Below are 16,700 nucleotides of genomic sequence, written 5' to 3'. Positions count from 1 at the left end.
GGTCAGGCGGGGGAGATGCGGACCTCGGCGGGCGGCACCGTCAGGGTCACGCGCGCGCCGGCGGTGAGCCGGAGCTCCGCGACGACCGCGGCAGGGACCAGCGCCGTCAGCCTGTCCGTCCGGACCCGCACCAGGTCGTCGCGCGGTTCCAGGGCGGTGATGGTCGCGCCGATGCCGGCCGCGCCCTCCATCGGCGCGCCGACCCGCACGGCGACCGTCGAGGGCCGCACCACCGCGGTCACCGACCGGCCCTCGGCGATCGGCGTCGTCGGCGTGCCGTCGAGCGCCAGCCCGTCGTCGGTCAGCAGGCCCGTCGCCGTCCGCCGTCCCGTGAGGAGGCTGAGACCGGTCAGCTCGGCGGTGAACGGATGCCGCGGCTGCGTCAGCACGTCGCGCGCCGCGCCCTCCTCGACCACCCGGCCGCCGCCGAGGACCGCGACGCGATCCGCGAGCAGGTAGGCGTCGAGCGCGTCGTGCGTCACGACGACCGCGGTGCGGTCCGCGAGCACCTCGGCCAGCACCCCGCGGAGCTCGCCCGCCACGCTCACATCGAGGGAGGCGAGCGGCTCGTCCAGCAGGATCAGGTCGGGCTCGGCGGCCAGCGCCCGCGCGATGGCGACGCGCTGCGCCTGGCCGCCGGAGAGCTCGTCCGGCCGGCGCTCGGCCAGCGCACGGACGCCCGTGCGCTCCAGCCACTCGTCCGCCTTCGCGCGCGCCTCCGGCCGGGACGCGCCTGACGACCGCGACGCGAACTCGACGTTCCGGCGCACGGTCAGGTGCGGGAAGAGCAGGGCGTCCTGGGCGAGCAGTGCGATCCCGCGGCGGTGCGGAGGCAGCCAGGCCGCGGGGAGGTCGAACAGCGTCTCGTCCGCGAGCGTCGCGCGTCCCGCATCCGGCCGGATCAGGCCGGCCAGCACCCCGAGCACCGTTGACTTGCCCGCGCCGTTCGGCCCGAGCAGCGCCAGCGTCTCGCCCGTGCCGAGGCGCAGCTCCACCTCGACGTCGCGCACGGCGACCGTGGCCGCGAAGTCGAGGCTCACGAGGTCGCCTCGGGCCCCGGACGCGGCCTCCGGCGCAGCGGCTCGCCCGCGCCGTGCGCCACGGCGACGACGGCGATGGCGACCGCGACCAGCACCAGCGACAGCGCGACAGCGGTGTCGGGGTCGGTCTCCCGCTGCAGGTAGATCTCCAGCGGCAGCGTGCGCGTCGTCCCCTGCAGGCTCCCGGCGAAGGTCAGCGTCGCCCCGAACTCGCCGAGCGCGCGCGCGAACGACAGGATCGAGCCCGAGACGATCGCGGGGAGCACGAGCGGCAGCGTCACCCGGAACAGCACGCTCGACGGCCGTGCGCCGAGGGTGGCGGCGACGGCCTCGTAGCGCCGGCCCGTGGTCCGCAGCGCGCCCTCCAGGCTCAGCACCAGGAACGGCAGCGCCACGAACGTCTGCGCGATCACCACTGCAGGCGTCGAGAACGCGATCGGGATCGCTCCGTCCAGCAGCCCGCGCCGGCCGTACAGCGCGAGCAGGGCCAGCCCGCCGACGACCGGAGGCAGCACGAGCGGCAGCAGCACGATCGCGCGCACCAGGGCGCGCCCGCGGAACGGCACCCGCGCCAGCACGATCGCCATCGGGATGCCGAGCACCAGGCAGCCGATCGTGGCCGCGAGAGAGGTGCGCAGGCTGAGGAGGAGTGCGTCCACGGAGGAGGGCGACGTGATCAGCGCGACGAAGTGCGTCCAGTCCACCCGCGTGATCATCGCGACGATCGGGAGTAGGACGAACAGCGCGCCGACGGCGGCGACGACGAGCACCCAGCCGGGAATCCCCGTGCCGATCCCCGTGCCGACGGCCGCCCGCCGCGTCACGGCTTCCCGAAGCCGGCGGCCTCGAGCACCTTCCTGCCCTCCGGGCCGGTCACGTACGCGATGAAGGCCGCGCCCCCCGTGAAGTTCTGCCCCTGCTTGACCGCGGCGATCGGGTACGTGTTGACCACGTCCTTCGCCTCCGGGAACGCCACCGAGTCGACGCTCTTTCCCGCGCCCTTCACGTCGGTCACGTACACGACGCCGGCGTCGGCCTCCCCGGACGACACCTTGCCGAGCACGTCCGTCACCGACGACTCCTGGCTGACCGGCGTGAGCGTGACTCCCGTGTTGGCCTCCACCTTCGCCGTCGCCGCGCCGCACGGGACCTGCGGCGCGCACACGACCACCTTCCGGCCGGGCTTCGCGAGATCGGCCCACCCCGTGACGTGGGCCGGGTTCCCGGGAGGCACGGCGATCGCGAGCACGTTCGTCGCGAAGTCGACGGGGTCGCCGGAGACGACGCCGCCGGAGACGGCCTTGTCCATGTTCTTCTGGTCCGCGGAGGCGAACACGTCCGCCGGGGCGCCCGCGGTGAGCTGGGTGACCAGGTCGGACGACCCGCCGAAACTGAAGCTGACGGTGCTGCCCGGGTTAGCCTTCTCGAAGTCCGTGCCGAGCTCGGTGAACGTCTTGGTGAGGGAGGCCGCGGCGAAGACCGTGACGGTGCCGGAGACGGCGTGCTTCGTCGGCGTCTGCGTCGGGGAGTCCGACCCGGCGCCGGCGGAGCATCCCGTGACCGCGAGCAGCACCGCCGCCAGCGCGGCCCCGGCGACGGCGATCCTCGTGCGCATGCGGCTCCTCATTCCGTTCCTGCCGTCTCCACGATGACGTTGGTGGCCTTGACGACCGCGACGGCGACGGAGCCCAGCTCCAGGCCGAGCTCGCGGACGGCTTCGCTGCTGATCAGCGAGACGACGCGGTGCGGGCCGCACTGCAGCTCGACTTGCGCCATGACCTTGTCCATGACGATGTCCGTCACGATCCCGACGAAGCGGTTGCGCGCCGACCGGCCGACGCCGGACGGGTCGGCGGGCAGCACCGCGTTCTGCTTGGCGAGCTGCGCCAGCTCCAGACCGTCCACGACCGTGCGGCCGGCGTCGTCCTTGGCGCTGGAGAGCACCCCGGCGTCGATCCAGCGACGAACGGTGTCGTCGCTCACCCCGAGGAAGCTCGCTGCGTCTCTTACCCGTATCTGCGGCACGAAAGCCACTCTAGAACGGCAGGAGCGTGGAAATCGAGTCCCTGGTGGAGTCGGCGCCTCAGAGTCCGACCCACTCCGACGCGCCGTCGCCGAAGTGCTGGCGCTTCCAAATCGGCACCTCGGCCTTGATCCGCTCCACCAGCTCGGCGCACGCCGCGAACGCCTCCGCCCGGTGCGGGGCCGCGACCGCGGCGATGAGCGCGAGGTCGCCGATGGTCAGTGAGCCCACCCGGTGCACGGCCGCGACCCGGAGCCCCGTGCGCTCGGCGACCTCCTCGCAGCAGCGCCGCAGGAAGTCGGCGGCGTCGGGATGCGCGCGGTAGTCGAGCGAGACGACGGAGCGGCCGCCGTCGTGGTCGCGCACGATGCCCTGGAAGGACACGACGGCGCCGGCCTCGCGGCGCCAGACGAACTCGTCCAGCGTGGTCGGGTCGAGCGGCCGGTCCGAGACGTCGGCGAAGACGGCGGTCATCGGCGCGCTCCGTCGTGGCCGCGGTCGGTGTCGCCGCCGAGCTGGTCGAGGAGGTGCGTCAGCACGTCGTCCAGCACGGCGAGCCCGTCGGCGACGCCGCCGCGGGAGCCGGGGAGATTCACGACCAGCGTGCGTCCGGCGACGCCCGCCCGGCCGCGGCTCAGCGCGGCCAGCGGCGTGGAGGCTGCGCCCCTGGCCCGCAACGCGTCCGCGAGTCCCGGCAGCTCGCGGTCGAGCACGGCGGCGGTGGCCTCCGGGGTGCGGTCGCCGGGGGCGACTCCGGTGCCGCCGGTGGTGAGGACGACAGCGGGGCGCTCGGCGACGGCCGCGGTCAGCGCGACCGCGATGTCGGCGTCCGCGACGACCCGTACGTCGGCGTGGAGGTGGCGGGCTTCGAGCCAGGAGGCGATGACCGGGCCGGTGGTGTCGGGCGCCTTGCCGGCGGCGGCGCGCGTGGAGGCCACGAGCACGACCGCGGCGTCCGTGCGCTCGAGCGGCGTGACAGGGGTAGATCCGGCGGCGACCGGTACGGCGGCGGCCGATGCCTCGGCGGCTTGCGAGGTGATCGCGTCCGCTTCGCCCTCCCGCCGCCAATCCCCGCGCTTCCCGCCGCTCTTCGCCACCAGCCGCACGTCCGACAGGCTCGCCGCCGGGTCCACGGCCTTCACCATGTCGTGCAGCGTCAGCCCCGCCACGGCCACCGCGGTCAGCGCCTCCATCTCGACGCCGGTGCGTCCGTGCGTGCGCGCGACCGCCTCGATCGCGATCGAGCCCGCCGCCTCGTCCAGCGCGAAGTCGACGCGCAGCGAGTTCAGCGCCAGCGGGTGGCAGAGCGGGATGAGGTCGCTCGTGCGCTTGCCTCCCGCGATCCCGGCGATGCGCGCGGTCGCGAGCACGTCGGCCTTCGGGAGGTCGTCCGCGGCGACGAGGCGGACCACCTCCGGCGTCGTCACCAGCCGGCCGCGGGCGACGGCGTCCCGGTCGGTCTCCGGTTTCGCGCCGACGTCGACCATGCGGGCGCGACCGTCGGCGTCCAGGTGGGTGAGCTCGCTCATAGGGTCCAGACTGTCACGTCCGCGCCCGACTCGACCGCCTCCGCCTCCGCGGGCAGGTCGATCAGCACGTCCGCGGTGGCCATCGCCGCGACGAGGTGGGAGCTGGGACCGGCCACCGGGGCGACGCCGTCCGCGCCGACCCGTCCGCGCAGGAACTGGCGCTTGCCCGGCACCGACCGCACAGACTCCGCCAGCCGCACGCGCCGGACCGGCAGCGCGGGCAGCCCGGCCGCGTCGCGCAGCGGCCCGCGCAAGAACACCGCGAACGACACCTGCGTGCTCACCGGGTTGCCGGGGAAGCACAGCACCGGCACGCCGTCCACCACCGCCGTCGCCTGCGGGCCGCCGGGCTGCATCGCCACCGTCGTGACCTCCGCTCCGCGCGGCAGCAGCACCTCCCGCACCACTTCGTAGGCGCCCTTCGAGATGCCGCCGGAGGTCACGACCAAGTCGGAGGCGGCGACCGCGGCGTCGAACACGCGCGCGAAGGCCGCCGGATCGTCGCTGCTGCTCGCCCGCAGCGACACGACCGCGCCGGACTCCTCGACCAGCGCGGCGAGGGCGACGCCGTTCGCGTCGAAGACCTGCCCGAAGCGCACGCCCCGGCCTGGCGCCGCGAGTTCCGAGCCGGTGGTGAGGACGGCGACGCGCAGCCGCGCCCGCACCGCCACCGAGCTGACGCCCGCGGCCGCGAGCGCCGCCAGATGCCGCGCGGCCAGCCGGGTGCCGGCCGTGACGAGCACGTCGCCGCGCTCCAGGTCGCTGCCGCGCTCGCGCACGAACTCGCCGTGCTTGCGGGAGCGCCGGATCTCGACCACCGCGCCGGCCAGGTCGTCGTCCCGGCCGAGGACGAGCTCGGTGTCCTCCACCGGCACGATCGCGTCCGCGCCGCTGGGCACGGGCGCGCCGGTCATGATCCGGATGGCGGTGCCGGGCGTCAGCGTCAGCGGCACCTCGTGGCCGGCCGGGACGTCCCCGGTCACCTCCAGCGCGACCGGCACGCGGGCGACGTCGGCGGCGCGCACCGCGTACCCGTCCATCTGCGAGTTGCGGAACAGCGGGAGGTCGACCTCCGACCGCACGTCCGTCGCGGCGACCCGCCCGGCGGCGTCGGCGAGCAGGACGGTCTCCACGTCCGGCTCCGCGGACAGCGGCTCCAGCAGGCGGTTGACGTGCTCGACGTGCTCCTCGACGCTGCGCGGTGGGGTCATGGGTTCAGTATCCCGCGCGGCCCGCAGCCGTGCGAGGCCCCGCGCACGAGGGGTCGCGACACGCCGTTCCGCGCGCGGCGACACGGCATGTCGCGTCCCCGCTGCGCCTAGTAGCGGGGGAGGGACGGATCGACCTGGCGGGACCAGGCGTCGAGGCCGCCCTCCAGGACCACGCCGGGGGCGCCGGCCGCCGCCAGCAGCCTCCGCGCGGTCTCCGCCCGGACGCCGAGGTGGCAGATGATCACGAGCGGGTCGTCGCCCAGCCGCTCGGCCACGCCCTGCGCGTCGCGCACCACGACGTCGAGGGGCACCAGCAGCGAGCCGGGCAGCTCGGCGATGTCGGCCTCCCACGGCTCGCGCACGTCGAGGAGGATGTGCGGCTGCCCGGCGGCCAGCCGCGCGGCCAGGTCGGCGGGGGAGACGGTGGTGGCCGCCGCGGGCGCAGCCTCCACCGGCGCCAGTCCGCAGAACAGCTCGTAGTCGATCAGTTCCGTCACCGGCTCGGCGGCAGGGTCGGACGCGTACGGCAGCTCGCGGAACGTCCCGCGCAGCCCGTCGTGCACCAGCACCCGCCCGAGCAGGAGGTCGCCCTCCCCGGTCACGACCTTGGTCGCCTCGCTCACCATCAGCGACCCGATCACGCCGCACACGCTGGGCAGCACGCCCGCCTCCGCGCAGCTCGGCACGCTGCCGGGCTCCGGCGGAACGGGGAACAGGTCGCGGTAGTGCGGCCCGTGCGCCGTCCAGCTCAGTCCGACCTGGCCGCCGAACCGGTGCACAGCGCCCCACACCACAGGCACGCCGGCCAGCAGCGCCGCGTCGTCCACGAGGTACCTGGTCGGGAAGTTGTCGCTGCCGTCGAGCACGAGGTCGAAGCCGTCGAGGATGCCGAGCGCGTTCGCCGAGGTGAGCCGCTCTGCGAAGACCCGCACCTCGATGCCGGCGTCGATGGCGCGGATCGCGTCGGCGGCCGACGCGGTCTTCTGCCGGCCGAGGTCGCGCTCGCGGTGGATGGTCTGGCGCGGGAGGTTGCTGAGCTCCACGCTGTCGTCGTCGACGATCCCGATCGTCCCGAACCCGGCCCCCGCCAGCAGGGGCAGCACCGCCGAGCCGAGGCCCCCGGCGCCGACCACCAGCACGCGCGCGGCGCGGAGGCGGCGTTGGGCGACCTCCCCGAAGCCCGGGAGCTGGACGGTCCTGGCGTAGCGCGCGCGCTGCTCCGGCGGCAGCGCAGGGCCGGGCGCGACGAGCGGGGCGGGACGATCGGGGGAGGGCATGGCGCTAGCCAACCACGGTCACGCCGATGGTGTGCAATCCGGTCGCGCCGTCCGGCACGACGTCCTGCAGCTTCGAGGTCTGCACCGTCCCGTGCGCGTCGGTGGCGCGGACCTTGATGGTGTGGGAGCCGGGCGTCGCGTCCCAGGCGTACTTCCACTGCCGCCAGGTGTCCGCGGAGATGGCGTCGGCGAGCGTGGCCTCCTGCCAGGCGCCGCCGTCGACCTGCACCTGCACTGCGCTCACGCCGACGTGCTGCGACCACGCGATGCCCGCGACCGCGACCGTGCCCGCCTTCACCTGGTGCCCGTCCGCCGGCACATCGATGCGCGACTCCAGCTTGACCGGGCCGCGCTCCGACCAGCCGCGGTCGGTCCAGTACGAGGTCGCCTTGTCGAAGCGGGTGACGTTCAGCTCGACCACCCACTTGGTCGCGGACACGTAGCCGTACAGCCCCGGGACGACCATCCGCACCGGATACCCGTGCTCCAGCGGCAGCGGCCGGCCGTTCATCCCGACCGCCAGGATCGCGTTGCGGTCGTCGGTCAGCGCCTCCAGCGGCGTCCCGGCGGTCCAGCCGTCCTGGCTGCGGGAGAGCACCATGTCTGCGTCGGCGGACGGCTTCGCCCGGGCGAGCAGGTGCCGGATGGGGTAGCCGAGCCAGGTCGCGTTGCTGATCAGGTCGCCGCCGACCTCGTTGGAGACGCAGGTGAGCGTGGTGATGGACTCCTCCAGCGGAAGGGCGAGGAGCTCGGCGAACGTCAGCTCGACCTCCTTCTCGACCATGCCGGTGATCCGCAGCCGCCACGCCGACGGGTCGATGCCGGGGATCTGCAGCGCGGTGTCGATGCGGTAGAAGTCGGCGTTCGGCGTGATGATCGGCGACAGCCCCGCGATGTCGAACGACGCACCGGCCGGCACCGGCGGGGCGGTGAGGGCGGGCTTCGGGAGGTGGAAGGCGGCCCGCGCGGCCGAGGCCGCGCGGTAGCCGGTCGCGATGGCCTGGCCCACGATCGTCGCCACGATGCCGGCAGCGGCGGTCGCCGCGGTCGCGGTGACGAAGTGCCGCCGGCTGACCTCGCCCTCCGGAGCGATCCGGGTCGGCCGGGTGCCGCGCAGCAGGTCGGCCAGCCAGCCCAGGATCAGGATCGCGATCAGCGCCGCGAGCGCCGACGGCACGACGTTGACGATCGAGGAGCCCCCGCGCGTGACCGCGGCGAACACGCCGAGCGCCCCTCCGATCCCGATCAGGATGCGGCCCAGCGGAGGCCTCCGCAGCTCGACCCAGCCCGCCAGCGCGCCCCCGATGAGCAGCGCGACGGCGAGGGAGGTGATGAGGAAAGCCTTGTCACCGGTGCCGAACACACCGATCACGGCGTTCTTCAGCCAGGCGGGGGTGAGGTCGATGACGAGCGCGCCGACGACCAGGATGGGGCTGCCGTCCTGCACGAAGAACGCGCTCAGCAGCTCGGCGGCGCCGACCCCGGCCACGACGCTCGCGGCGCCGACGGCCGCGGAGGGCCAGAACGCGGCCCGCACCGGCCCCGCGGACCGCGACGGCACGGCACCTCCCGAACCCTCGGCCCCCGACCCTTCGGGCCGGGCCGGCCCCGCAGACACAGGCGATCCCATAGCGGAAGGATAAGCGCGCGATCCGGTGGATATGCCGAGCATCCCGGCCTGTGACAGGCTTGGACCCTATGGCCTCCCTGCGCGTCGACGACCTCCCCGGCTGGGCCGGCCCCTCCTCGGTGAGCGAGGACGCCGTCTACGAGGCGTTCGTCGCCTGGGCGGAGTCGACCGGCATCAGCCTCTACCCGGCGCAGGACGAGTCGGTGATCGAGATCGTCGGCGGCTCGAACCTCATCCTGTCGACACCGACCGGGACCGGGAAGTCGCTCGTCGCCGTCGGCGCGCACTTCGCGGCACTGGCCCGCGGCGAGCGCAGCTTCTACACCGCGCCGATCAAGGCGCTGGTATCCGAGAAGTTCTTCGCCCTCGTCGACATCTTCGGCGCCGAGAACGTCGGGATGATGACCGGCGACTCCGCGGTCAACGCCGACGCGCCGATCATCTGCTGCACCGCCGAGATCCTCGCCAACCTCGCCCTGCGCCAGGGAGCGGACACGCCTGTGGGTCAGGTCGTCATGGACGAGTTCCACTTCTACGCCGACCCGGACCGCGGCTGGGCCTGGCAGGTGCCGCTGCTGCTGCTGAACCGGGCGCAGTTCGTGCTCATGTCCGCCACCCTCGGCGACGTGACGGCGCTCGCCGCGGACCTCAGCCGCCGCACCGGTCGGGATACCGCGTCGGTCACCGGCGTCGAGCGCCCGGTGCCGCTGCACTACTACTACGAGCTGACGCCCATCCACGACACGGTCGAGGACCTCCTGCACACCGGCCAGGCGCCGATCTACATCGTGCACTTCTCGCAGCTCGCCGCCCTGGAGCGCGCCCAGGCGCTCTCCAGCGCCAAGATCGCCACCCGCGAGCAGCGCGACGTCATCGCCGAGCTGATCGGGGAGTTCCGGTTCACGACCTCCTTCGGGCGGACGCTGTCCCGGCTGCTGCGCCAGGGCATCGGCGTGCACCACGCCGGGATGCTGCCCAAGTACCGCCGGCTGGTCGAGCAGCTCGCCCAGCGCGGGATGCTGCGGGTGATCTGCGGCACCGACACGCTCGGCGTCGGCATCAACGTGCCGATCCGCACCGTGCTGCTGACCGCGCTGACCAAGTTCGACGGCACCCGGATGCGCCAGCTGAACGCCCGCGAGTTCCACCAGATCGCCGGCCGCGCCGGCCGCGCGGGCTACGACACCGCGGGCACCGTCGTCGTGCAGGCCCCCGAGCACGAGAGCGAGAACGCGAAGGCCCTGGAGAAGGCCGGCGACGACCCCAAGAAGCGCCGCAAGATCGTGCGGAAGAAGGCGCCGGAGGGCTTCGTCTCCTGGGGCGAGCCGTCCTTCCGCAAGCTGGTAGAGGCCGAGCCGGAGACGCTCACGTCCTCCATGCAGATCACGAGCGCCATGCTCATCAACGTCATCGGGCGCGGTGGCGACGTCTTCGGGCACGTCCGCGACCTGGTGTTCGACAACCACGAGCCCTGGAAGCGCCAGCTCGCGCTCGCCCGTCGCGCGCTCGGCCTCTACCGCTCGCTGCTCACCGCCGGGGTCGTGGAGGTCGTGGACGGCGAGATCCGCCTGACCGTCGACCTCCAGCCCAACTTCGCGCTCAACCAACCGCTGTCGCCGTTCGCGCTCGCCGCGTTCGAGCTGTTCGACGCCGAGTCGCCGACCTACGCCCTCGACATCGTCTCGGTCGTGGAGGCCACCCTCGACGACCCGCGGCCGGTGCTCTCCGCCCAGCAGTTCCAGGCGCGCGGCGAGGCCGTCGCCTCGATGAAGGCCGAGGGGATCGAGTACGACGAGCGGATGGAGGCGCTGGAGACCGTCACACACCCCAAGCCGCACGACGAGCTGCTGCACGAGGCGTTCGTCACCTACGCCTCCAGCCAGCCCTGGGTGGCCGACTTCGAGCTCAGCCCCAAGTCCGTGGTCCGCGACCTCTACGAGCGCGCGATGACCTTCGGTGAGTTCATCGCCTTCTACAAGCTCGCCCGCTCGGAGGGCGTCGTGCTGCGCTACCTCTCCGACGCCTACCGCGCGCTGAACCAGACCGTGCCGCTCGACCTCCGCACCGAGGAGCTGCGCGACATCGTGGAGTGGCTGGGCGAGCTGGTCCGCCAGGTCGACTCCAGCCTCCTGGACGAGTGGGAGGAGCTGGTGCACCCCGACGCCGCTCGGCACGCGGCCGAGAGCGGCGAGCTCGCCCCGCCTGCCCCGCGGAACGTCACCACCAACCGCCGCGCGTTCTTCGTGCTGGTGCGCAACGAGCTGTTCCGGCGCGTGCAGCTCGCGGCACTCGATAAGGTCCAGGAGCTCGGCGCGCTCGAGAACGAGGCGGCGGGGCTCGCCGAAGCCGCCACCCCGTCGTTCACCGAGCTGCAGTGGGACGAGGCGCTGGAGGCCTACTACGCCGAGCACGACGAGATCCTCACCGACGCGTCGGCGCGGGCCGCGGCCATGATCGTCGTGGACGAGACGCCCGCCGCCGCGGAGGGCATCTGGCGGGTGCGGCAGATCATCGCCGACCCGGCGGGCGACCACGACTGGGGGATCGCCGCGGAGGTGCTGCTGGCGGACTCCGCCCGCACCGGCGTCGCGGTCGTGCGCGTGACGGCGGTCGACCGGCTCTGACGGTTTGACGCACCCGAGAAGGCCGTGAAAACATGTCAGCGGTGTCTGAACGGCGCCAGGCACTCCGCATGAACGTCCGGTGAACTCGCCGGCCGTCCGTCGACACACGAGAAAGAAGCCGGTGGATCTCACCCTCATCATCGTGCTGGTCATCGCGCTGGCCCTCTTCTTCGATTTCACCAACGGGTTCCACGACACCGCGAACGCGATGGCGACGCCGATCGCGACCGGCGCCATGCGGCCCAAGGTGGCGGTCGCGCTCGCCGCGGTCCTGAACCTCGTCGGCGCGTTCCTCTCGACGGAGGTCGCCAAGACCATCTCGGGCGGCATCATCAACGAGGGCTCCGGCGGCGTCCTGATCTCGCCGGAGCTGATCTTCGCCGGACTGGTCGGCGCGATCGTCTGGAACATGGTGACCTGGCTCTACGGCCTCCCGTCGTCCTCCAGCCACGCCCTGTTCGGCGGCCTGATCGGCGCGGCGATCGTCGGCGCCGGGTTCGCGTCCGTGAACTTCCCGGTGGTCGTGCAGAAGGTCGTTCTCCCCGCGGTCATCGCTCCGTTCACCGCCGGTGTGGTCGCCTGGGCGGCGACCAAGCTCGCGTACTGGATCACCCGCCGCTACGACGGCCGTCCGGACGGCCGCGGCGGCTTCCGCTACGGCCAGATCTTCTCGTCGTCGCTCGTGGCCCTGTCGCACGGAACCAACGACGCGCAGAAGACGATGGGCGTCATCACCCTGCTGCTGATCTCCGCCAACCTGCTGCCGGCCGGGAGCGGCCCGCCGCTGTGGGTCGTCGTCGCGTGCGCGCTCGCCATCGCGGTCGGCACCTACTCCGGCGGCTGGCGCATCATCCGCACGCTCGGCCGCGGCCTCACCGAGGTGAAGCCCGCGCAGGGCTTCGCCGCGGAGACGAGCACGGCCGCGACCATCCTCGCCTCCAGCCACCTCGGCTTCGCGCTCTCCACGACCCAGGTCGCCTCCGGCTCCGTGATCGGCTCCGGCCTCGGCCGCCGCGGCGCGTCGGTGCGCTGGGGCACCGCCGGACGGATCGCCGTCGGCTGGGTGCTGACCCTCCCGGCGGCCGGAATCGTCGGCGCCATCGCCGCCCTCGTCGGCCTGCTCGGCCCGATCGGCATCCTGATCGACACGGTCGTGGCGGCCCTGGTGATCACGTTCATCTTCTGGCGCTCGCGCCGCAACCGGGTCTCCAGCGCCAACGCGGTCGAGCCCGTCCCGGTCCAGGGTCAGAGCGACGTCGCCGAGTCCGGCCGGGTCGTGAAGATCCGGAAGGTCAAGCCGCTCAAGCGCGAGCGCACCGGAAGGAACCCCGCATGAGCGCCGTCCTCCAGTTCCTCACGGTGTTCGTCGCGTCGCTGCTCGGCGCGTGCGTGGTCGTCGGCTTCTACTCCCTGGGCACCCGTCTCCTCGCGGTGGCCGGCCGCGCACTGTTCGTGGAGCCGGCGGAGTTCACCGACGCCATCACCGTGATCACCCCGGAGCAGGCGGCCAAGGCCCAGCGGAAGGCCGAGAAGGCCCAGCGCAAGAGCCCGGTGAGCGAGGGACGGAAGCGCGCGGCGCTGACCGGCGCGTACGCGTGCTTCGCGTTGTGCGCGCTGGCGGTCCTGTACGGGCTGTATCTGATCATCCCGTACTTCCACGGGTGACCTACATCCACGAGAACCGGTCGTCGTCGGGTGCCGCGTCGGCGGCCGGGGACGGCGACGGCTCGCTCGGCGTGGGCTGCAGAGACTTCCATCTGTCCTCGACGCGCTTTTCGGCCCAGGTGTCGATGGAGGGATGGGTGGAGCACTCCGACGCCGCACCGATGGCCACGATCTTGCTGGTGGCGGTGAGTCCGTAGAACACCCCGTCGGATCGCGTGGCGCGGATCGCGATATCCATCTCACCTTGTGGGGACTTCCAATCGACCGTGCGCAATACCGTGAACCCTTCGCTCTCCCAGTACGCGGTGAGCTTGTCCGCGATCGGGTGCGGGTCATGCTCGAAGGCATCATGCGTCACCTCGTTGTCGACCTGGTGAGCGTCCTTCGACCCGACGGTCCCACACAGCGTCAGGGCTACATCCTCCGCGGCCGGGTCCCAGGGTTTGTTGTCGAGGATCGCGCCGCGGAACCACCCGTCGGTGACGCCGGTGGCGGCGATGGCGGCGTTTGTGAGGTCCGCCCATTGGGTCAGGAGTTCATCGATCGTCTTCTGCGGGGTGCCCGGGCTTTGCGGGGCAGGATCACCCAGAGCGGGAACAGACATACACCCTCCTAGTACCGATACCGTCACGGCCGCGACGGTCGCCGCCGCGCGAATTCTCACCGTTCGACCCACGAAGCCGCGCGATCTCCGGTCGATGCTGTGGGCCTGGGCACGGATCAGAATCCCCAGAACCGGTCGTCGTCGGTGACGGCGTCGGCGGCCGGGGACGGCGACGACTCGCTCGGCGTGGGCTGCAGAGACTTCCATCTGTCCTCGACGCGCTTTTCAGCCCAGGTGTCGATGGAGGGATGGGTGGAGCACTCGGAGGAGACGTCGATGGCCACAAGGTCGCTGGTCGCGGTGAGTCCGTAGAACACCCCGTCGGGCCGTGTGGCGCGGATCGCGATATCCATCCAGCCGGAGGAGAGTTTCGAGTCGACCGTCCGGAGAACGGTGAACCCCTCGCTCTCCCAGTACGCGGTGAGCTTGTCCGCGATCGGGTGCGGGTCGTACTCGAAGGCATCGTGCGTCACCATGTTGTCGACCTGGTGGGCGCGCTTCGACCCGACAGCCCCACATGGCGGCAGGCTCACTTCTTCCGCGGCCGGGTCCCAGGGCCTCCCATTCTGGATCGGGCCGCGGAACCAGCCGTCGGTGACGCCGGTGGCGGCGATGGCGGCGTTGGTGAGGTCCGCCCATTGGGTCAGGAGTTCATCGATCGTCTTCTGCGGGGTGCCCGGGCTTTGCGGGGCAGGATCACTCAGAGCGGGAACAGACATGCATCCTCCTAATACCGATACCGTCAGCGCTGCGACGGCCGCCGCAGCGTACTTTCTCACTCTTCGCCCCGCAACGACACCCGACGTTTGGTTCATCGGGTGGCCTTCAACCCACCGACGACGCTCCCGGACTGACCGATCGTCGTGAAGCCCGTGTTCCGCAAGGCCTCCGTGCCCGTGTCGAGGTAGCCGTACCCTTCCGGTGCGATCCCGTTAAGGGGGTTCAACCCGTCGATGTGCTCGCCCACGGTGCTGTGGCCTTTGGTCTGCTTCAGCACTTCGCCGCTGGGTAGCACGGCGCCTTCGGAGGAGAACGACTGGGCGCCGCCCATCGATTGCGGCTGGTTCAGTACTCCTTTGAGGGGCATTGCCACCGCTGTGCCGAGGTTGGAGAGCGTCTCGGGGTTCGGTTCCGCGCGTCCGCCCATCGCCGAGCCGAACGGCGCGAGGAAGTCCAACTCGGCCGCGGTCGTGAAGATCGAGGGCCGCCCGCCGGCGTGTTTCACGTGAAGGTCGGACAGTGAGGACACCACCTGGGTGTCGATGCCCGCCGAACCGAGCATCGTGAAGGAGTCCACCGTGTGCTTGACGTGCGTCAACGCGTCCGCGGCCATCGTCGTGCCATACGAGTGCGCCACCACCGACACGTACGGGAACGGCACCGATGGGTGAGCGGCCCGGGTGGCGTGCGTCCCGTCCAGCTCGTTCGCGAACCGCCATGATCCGTCCTGGGCCAGCGCAGGAGTGTTCACACTCACCAGGTCCGGGGTGTCGTACCCCAGCCAGCCCACCACAGCGTGCGAACGACCTTTGTCGAGTTTGCCTTGCTCGCGATACAGGTTTTGCGCGGCCCGAGACCAGCTTTCGGCGCCGTCCGCCGCGTCGGAGTTCATCCCAGGTGCCGCCCACGTCACCGTGTCCGCCGTATCCAGATCCCCGTACCCGACCGCCACCATCGGCACCGATGCGTCCAGGTTGAAACACACCAACGACGCCAACGGATCGGAGAGAACCTCCTTGAGCGCATCAAGCATCTTCTGCTGTTCCGGAGTATGACCCGGACTGTCCTTGAGCCTCAGATAGACGTCCAGATTGCAGCGGTGCCTCACCGCGTACGGCAACCCCGCCAGGTTCCCCAGTACCCCCGGCGCCGCCGCCTGGAACGCCTCCTTCGCCGCCTCCCCGAGGCGCGCCCACCATTTCGCGACCGTGTCCGGCGATGGCGGATGCTTCCAGAACTCCTGCACCAGGTCCGGGTCCTCCGCCACGAGCACCGCCAGCTCCTCCGGCGTCAACCGCTTCAACGTGTCCATCAGCGACGCGTTCACGCTCGCCGTGACCGAGATGCCGGACAGCTTGCCGACGATCGACGCGAAAGCCTTCAGCTCCGGCTGCGGCGTCGGGGCCAGGGCGCCGTGCAACGCGTCGTCCAGCTTCTTGGCGAACGTCCTCTCGGCTGCGGCGTACTCCTGCTTCGCCCGCTCGGCCCGCCGCTTCGCGTCGTCCAGCCGTTCCTGCGCGTCTCGGATCGTCAACCGCGCCGTCGCCAGCTTCTCGCTGGCGTCCTGCTCCCGCCGCCGTGCACTCGTCACATCCACATGGGCCGGAGCCGACGACCCGGGCGGCGGCTTCTCGCGCGAGTTATACGCCGCCTCCAGCGCACGCAGCGCGGCCAACAGCGCAGCCTGCTCGGCACCCAGCGTCACCACCAGCGCCTCCGCCGTCTCCAGGTCCGCCAGCGCGTCCTCGGCGTCCTGCAACGCCCGATCCGCCTCGCGCTGCGTGTACTCCAGCGCCATCGACCACGCGATCGCCGCCACGGCGCCCTCATTGTGCTGCTCGGCGGCCTTCAGCGCCCCGGCCGTCAACTCACGCAGCCGGTCGGAGAACACCTCCGCGGTCAGTCCCGACCACGAGGACGCCCCCAGATTCGTGTCCAGCACCTGCCGCGCCGCGGTCGACTGGTCCTCCAGCCGGCCGGACCATTTCCGGAGGTGGACGACGAGCGCCTCCACCAGCTTCGGATCGCCCGGCGTTGGATCCGTCTCGAAGCCGACCGGTGACCAGTCCGCCCACCTAGAACCCATAGAAGCCGTCCCGGTTTTTCCGCAACGCCTCGGCGTCCTCGGCGTCCCGGCGCTGATACGCATCGGCCGCCTGGGAGAGCGCGCCGGCCAACCCGGTGACCAGTTCGTCAACCGTCGACTGACCGCGAACCCAATACCCCTCGAACCGGCTCACGGCACCCCGGGCCACCGCCGAGCCGAACCCGTCGGACTCGTCCGCCGACGGCCGAGAACCGGTGACGGCCCCCTTCAGCGCTTTCGCGCCACTCCTCAGCTGCGCCGTATCGACGGCGACCACCCTGGTCATCTGCC

Annotated in this window: 16 protein-coding genes; 3 read left to right on the top strand and 13 right to left on the bottom strand. The window is 72.1% G+C overall.

Annotated elements, in window-relative coordinates; translation table 11 throughout:
* Positions 1-2: 2 nt before the first annotated feature.
* The 9 genes from ABCS02_RS14590 to ABCS02_RS14550 all read right to left on the bottom strand — a co-directional run bounded on the left by ABCS02_RS14590 (position 3) and on the right by ABCS02_RS14550 (position 8,641).
* On the bottom strand, positions 3-1,040 hold the full coding sequence (locus ABCS02_RS14590; RefSeq protein ID WP_345836392.1) for an ATP-binding cassette domain-containing protein: 1,038 nt from the start codon (positions 1,038-1,040) through the stop codon (positions 3-5).
* Entirely contained in the window at positions 1,037-1,864 is an 828-nt protein-coding gene (locus ABCS02_RS14585; RefSeq protein WP_345836391.1) for an ABC transporter permease, read from the bottom strand. The genes ABCS02_RS14590 and ABCS02_RS14585 overlap by 4 nt, the downstream gene beginning before the upstream one ends.
* Complete coding sequence (gene modA, locus ABCS02_RS14580) at positions 1,861-2,655, bottom strand: molybdate ABC transporter substrate-binding protein (protein WP_345836390.1); 795 nt, start codon at positions 2,653-2,655, stop codon at positions 1,861-1,863. Before modA ends, ABCS02_RS14585 begins: the two co-directional genes overlap by 4 nt.
* 8 nt (positions 2,656-2,663) lie before the next feature.
* Positions 2,664-3,065 carry a TOBE domain-containing protein gene (locus ABCS02_RS14575; RefSeq protein WP_345836389.1) on the bottom strand — a complete coding sequence of 134 codons (402 nt, stop codon included), beginning with the start codon at positions 3,063-3,065 and terminating at the stop codon, positions 2,664-2,666.
* Between the two features lie 58 nt (positions 3,066-3,123).
* Entirely contained in the window at positions 3,124-3,537 is a 414-nt protein-coding gene (locus tag ABCS02_RS14570; RefSeq protein WP_345836388.1) for a molybdenum cofactor biosynthesis protein MoaE, read from the bottom strand.
* Positions 3,534-4,592, bottom strand: coding sequence for a bifunctional molybdenum cofactor biosynthesis protein MoaC/MoaB (gene moaCB, locus ABCS02_RS14565; protein WP_345836387.1), 1,059 nt, complete (start codon positions 4,590-4,592; stop codon positions 3,534-3,536). The genes ABCS02_RS14570 and moaCB overlap by 4 nt, the downstream gene beginning before the upstream one ends.
* On the bottom strand, positions 4,589-5,803 hold the full coding sequence (glp, locus tag ABCS02_RS14560) for a gephyrin-like molybdotransferase Glp (RefSeq protein WP_345836386.1): 1,215 nt from the start codon (positions 5,801-5,803) through the stop codon (positions 4,589-4,591). Before glp ends, moaCB begins: the two co-directional genes overlap by 4 nt.
* A 107-nt stretch (positions 5,804-5,910) precedes the next feature.
* Positions 5,911-7,080, bottom strand: coding sequence for a ThiF family adenylyltransferase (locus ABCS02_RS14555; RefSeq protein ID WP_345836385.1), 1,170 nt, complete (start codon positions 7,078-7,080; stop codon positions 5,911-5,913).
* A gap of 4 nt (positions 7,081-7,084) precedes the next feature.
* The gene (locus ABCS02_RS14550; protein ID WP_345836384.1) at positions 7,085-8,641 is read right to left on the bottom strand and encodes a molybdopterin-dependent oxidoreductase; all 1,557 of its coding nucleotides are present in this window, start codon (positions 8,639-8,641) and stop codon (positions 7,085-7,087) included.
* Positions 8,642-8,778: 137 nt separating this feature from the next.
* On the opposite strand from ABCS02_RS14550, the gene ABCS02_RS14545 reads away from it, so the two are divergent.
* The 3 genes from ABCS02_RS14545 (at position 8,779) to ABCS02_RS14535 (ending at position 12,999) form a co-directional block, all read left to right on the top strand.
* On the top strand, positions 8,779-11,334 hold the full coding sequence (locus tag ABCS02_RS14545; protein ID WP_345836383.1) for a DUF3516 domain-containing protein: 2,556 nt from the start codon (positions 8,779-8,781) through the stop codon (positions 11,332-11,334).
* A 121-nt stretch (positions 11,335-11,455) separates the two neighbouring features.
* Complete coding sequence (locus tag ABCS02_RS14540; RefSeq protein ID WP_345836382.1) at positions 11,456-12,670, top strand: inorganic phosphate transporter; 1,215 nt, start codon at positions 11,456-11,458, stop codon at positions 12,668-12,670.
* On the top strand, positions 12,667-12,999 hold the full coding sequence (locus ABCS02_RS14535) for a peptidase (RefSeq protein ID WP_345836381.1): 333 nt from the start codon (positions 12,667-12,669) through the stop codon (positions 12,997-12,999). Before ABCS02_RS14540 ends, ABCS02_RS14535 begins: the two co-directional genes overlap by 4 nt.
* A gap of 1 nt (position 13,000) precedes the next feature.
* On the opposite strand, the gene ABCS02_RS14530 is transcribed toward ABCS02_RS14535, so the two are convergent.
* From ABCS02_RS14530 to ABCS02_RS14515, 4 genes are all read right to left on the bottom strand, one after another.
* A complete protein-coding gene (locus tag ABCS02_RS14530) occupies positions 13,001-13,603 on the bottom strand; it encodes a hypothetical protein (protein ID WP_345836380.1) in 603 nt (200 codons plus the stop codon).
* Positions 13,604-13,719: 116 nt separating this feature from the next.
* Positions 13,720-14,322 carry a hypothetical protein gene (locus ABCS02_RS14525; RefSeq protein WP_345836379.1) on the bottom strand — a complete coding sequence of 201 codons (603 nt, stop codon included), beginning with the start codon at positions 14,320-14,322 and terminating at the stop codon, positions 13,720-13,722.
* Positions 14,323-14,414: 92 nt separating this feature from the next.
* On the bottom strand, positions 14,415-16,409 hold the full coding sequence (locus ABCS02_RS14520; RefSeq protein WP_345836378.1) for an alpha/beta hydrolase: 1,995 nt from the start codon (positions 16,407-16,409) through the stop codon (positions 14,415-14,417).
* On the bottom strand, positions 16,399-16,695 hold the full coding sequence (locus ABCS02_RS14515) for a hypothetical protein (RefSeq protein WP_345836377.1): 297 nt from the start codon (positions 16,693-16,695) through the stop codon (positions 16,399-16,401). The genes ABCS02_RS14520 and ABCS02_RS14515 overlap by 11 nt, the downstream gene beginning before the upstream one ends.
* Positions 16,696-16,700: the final 5 nt, after the last annotated feature.

Source organism: Microbacterium sp. X-17, assembly GCF_039615055.1.
This window is presented reverse-complemented; position numbering and strand designations above follow the sequence as displayed.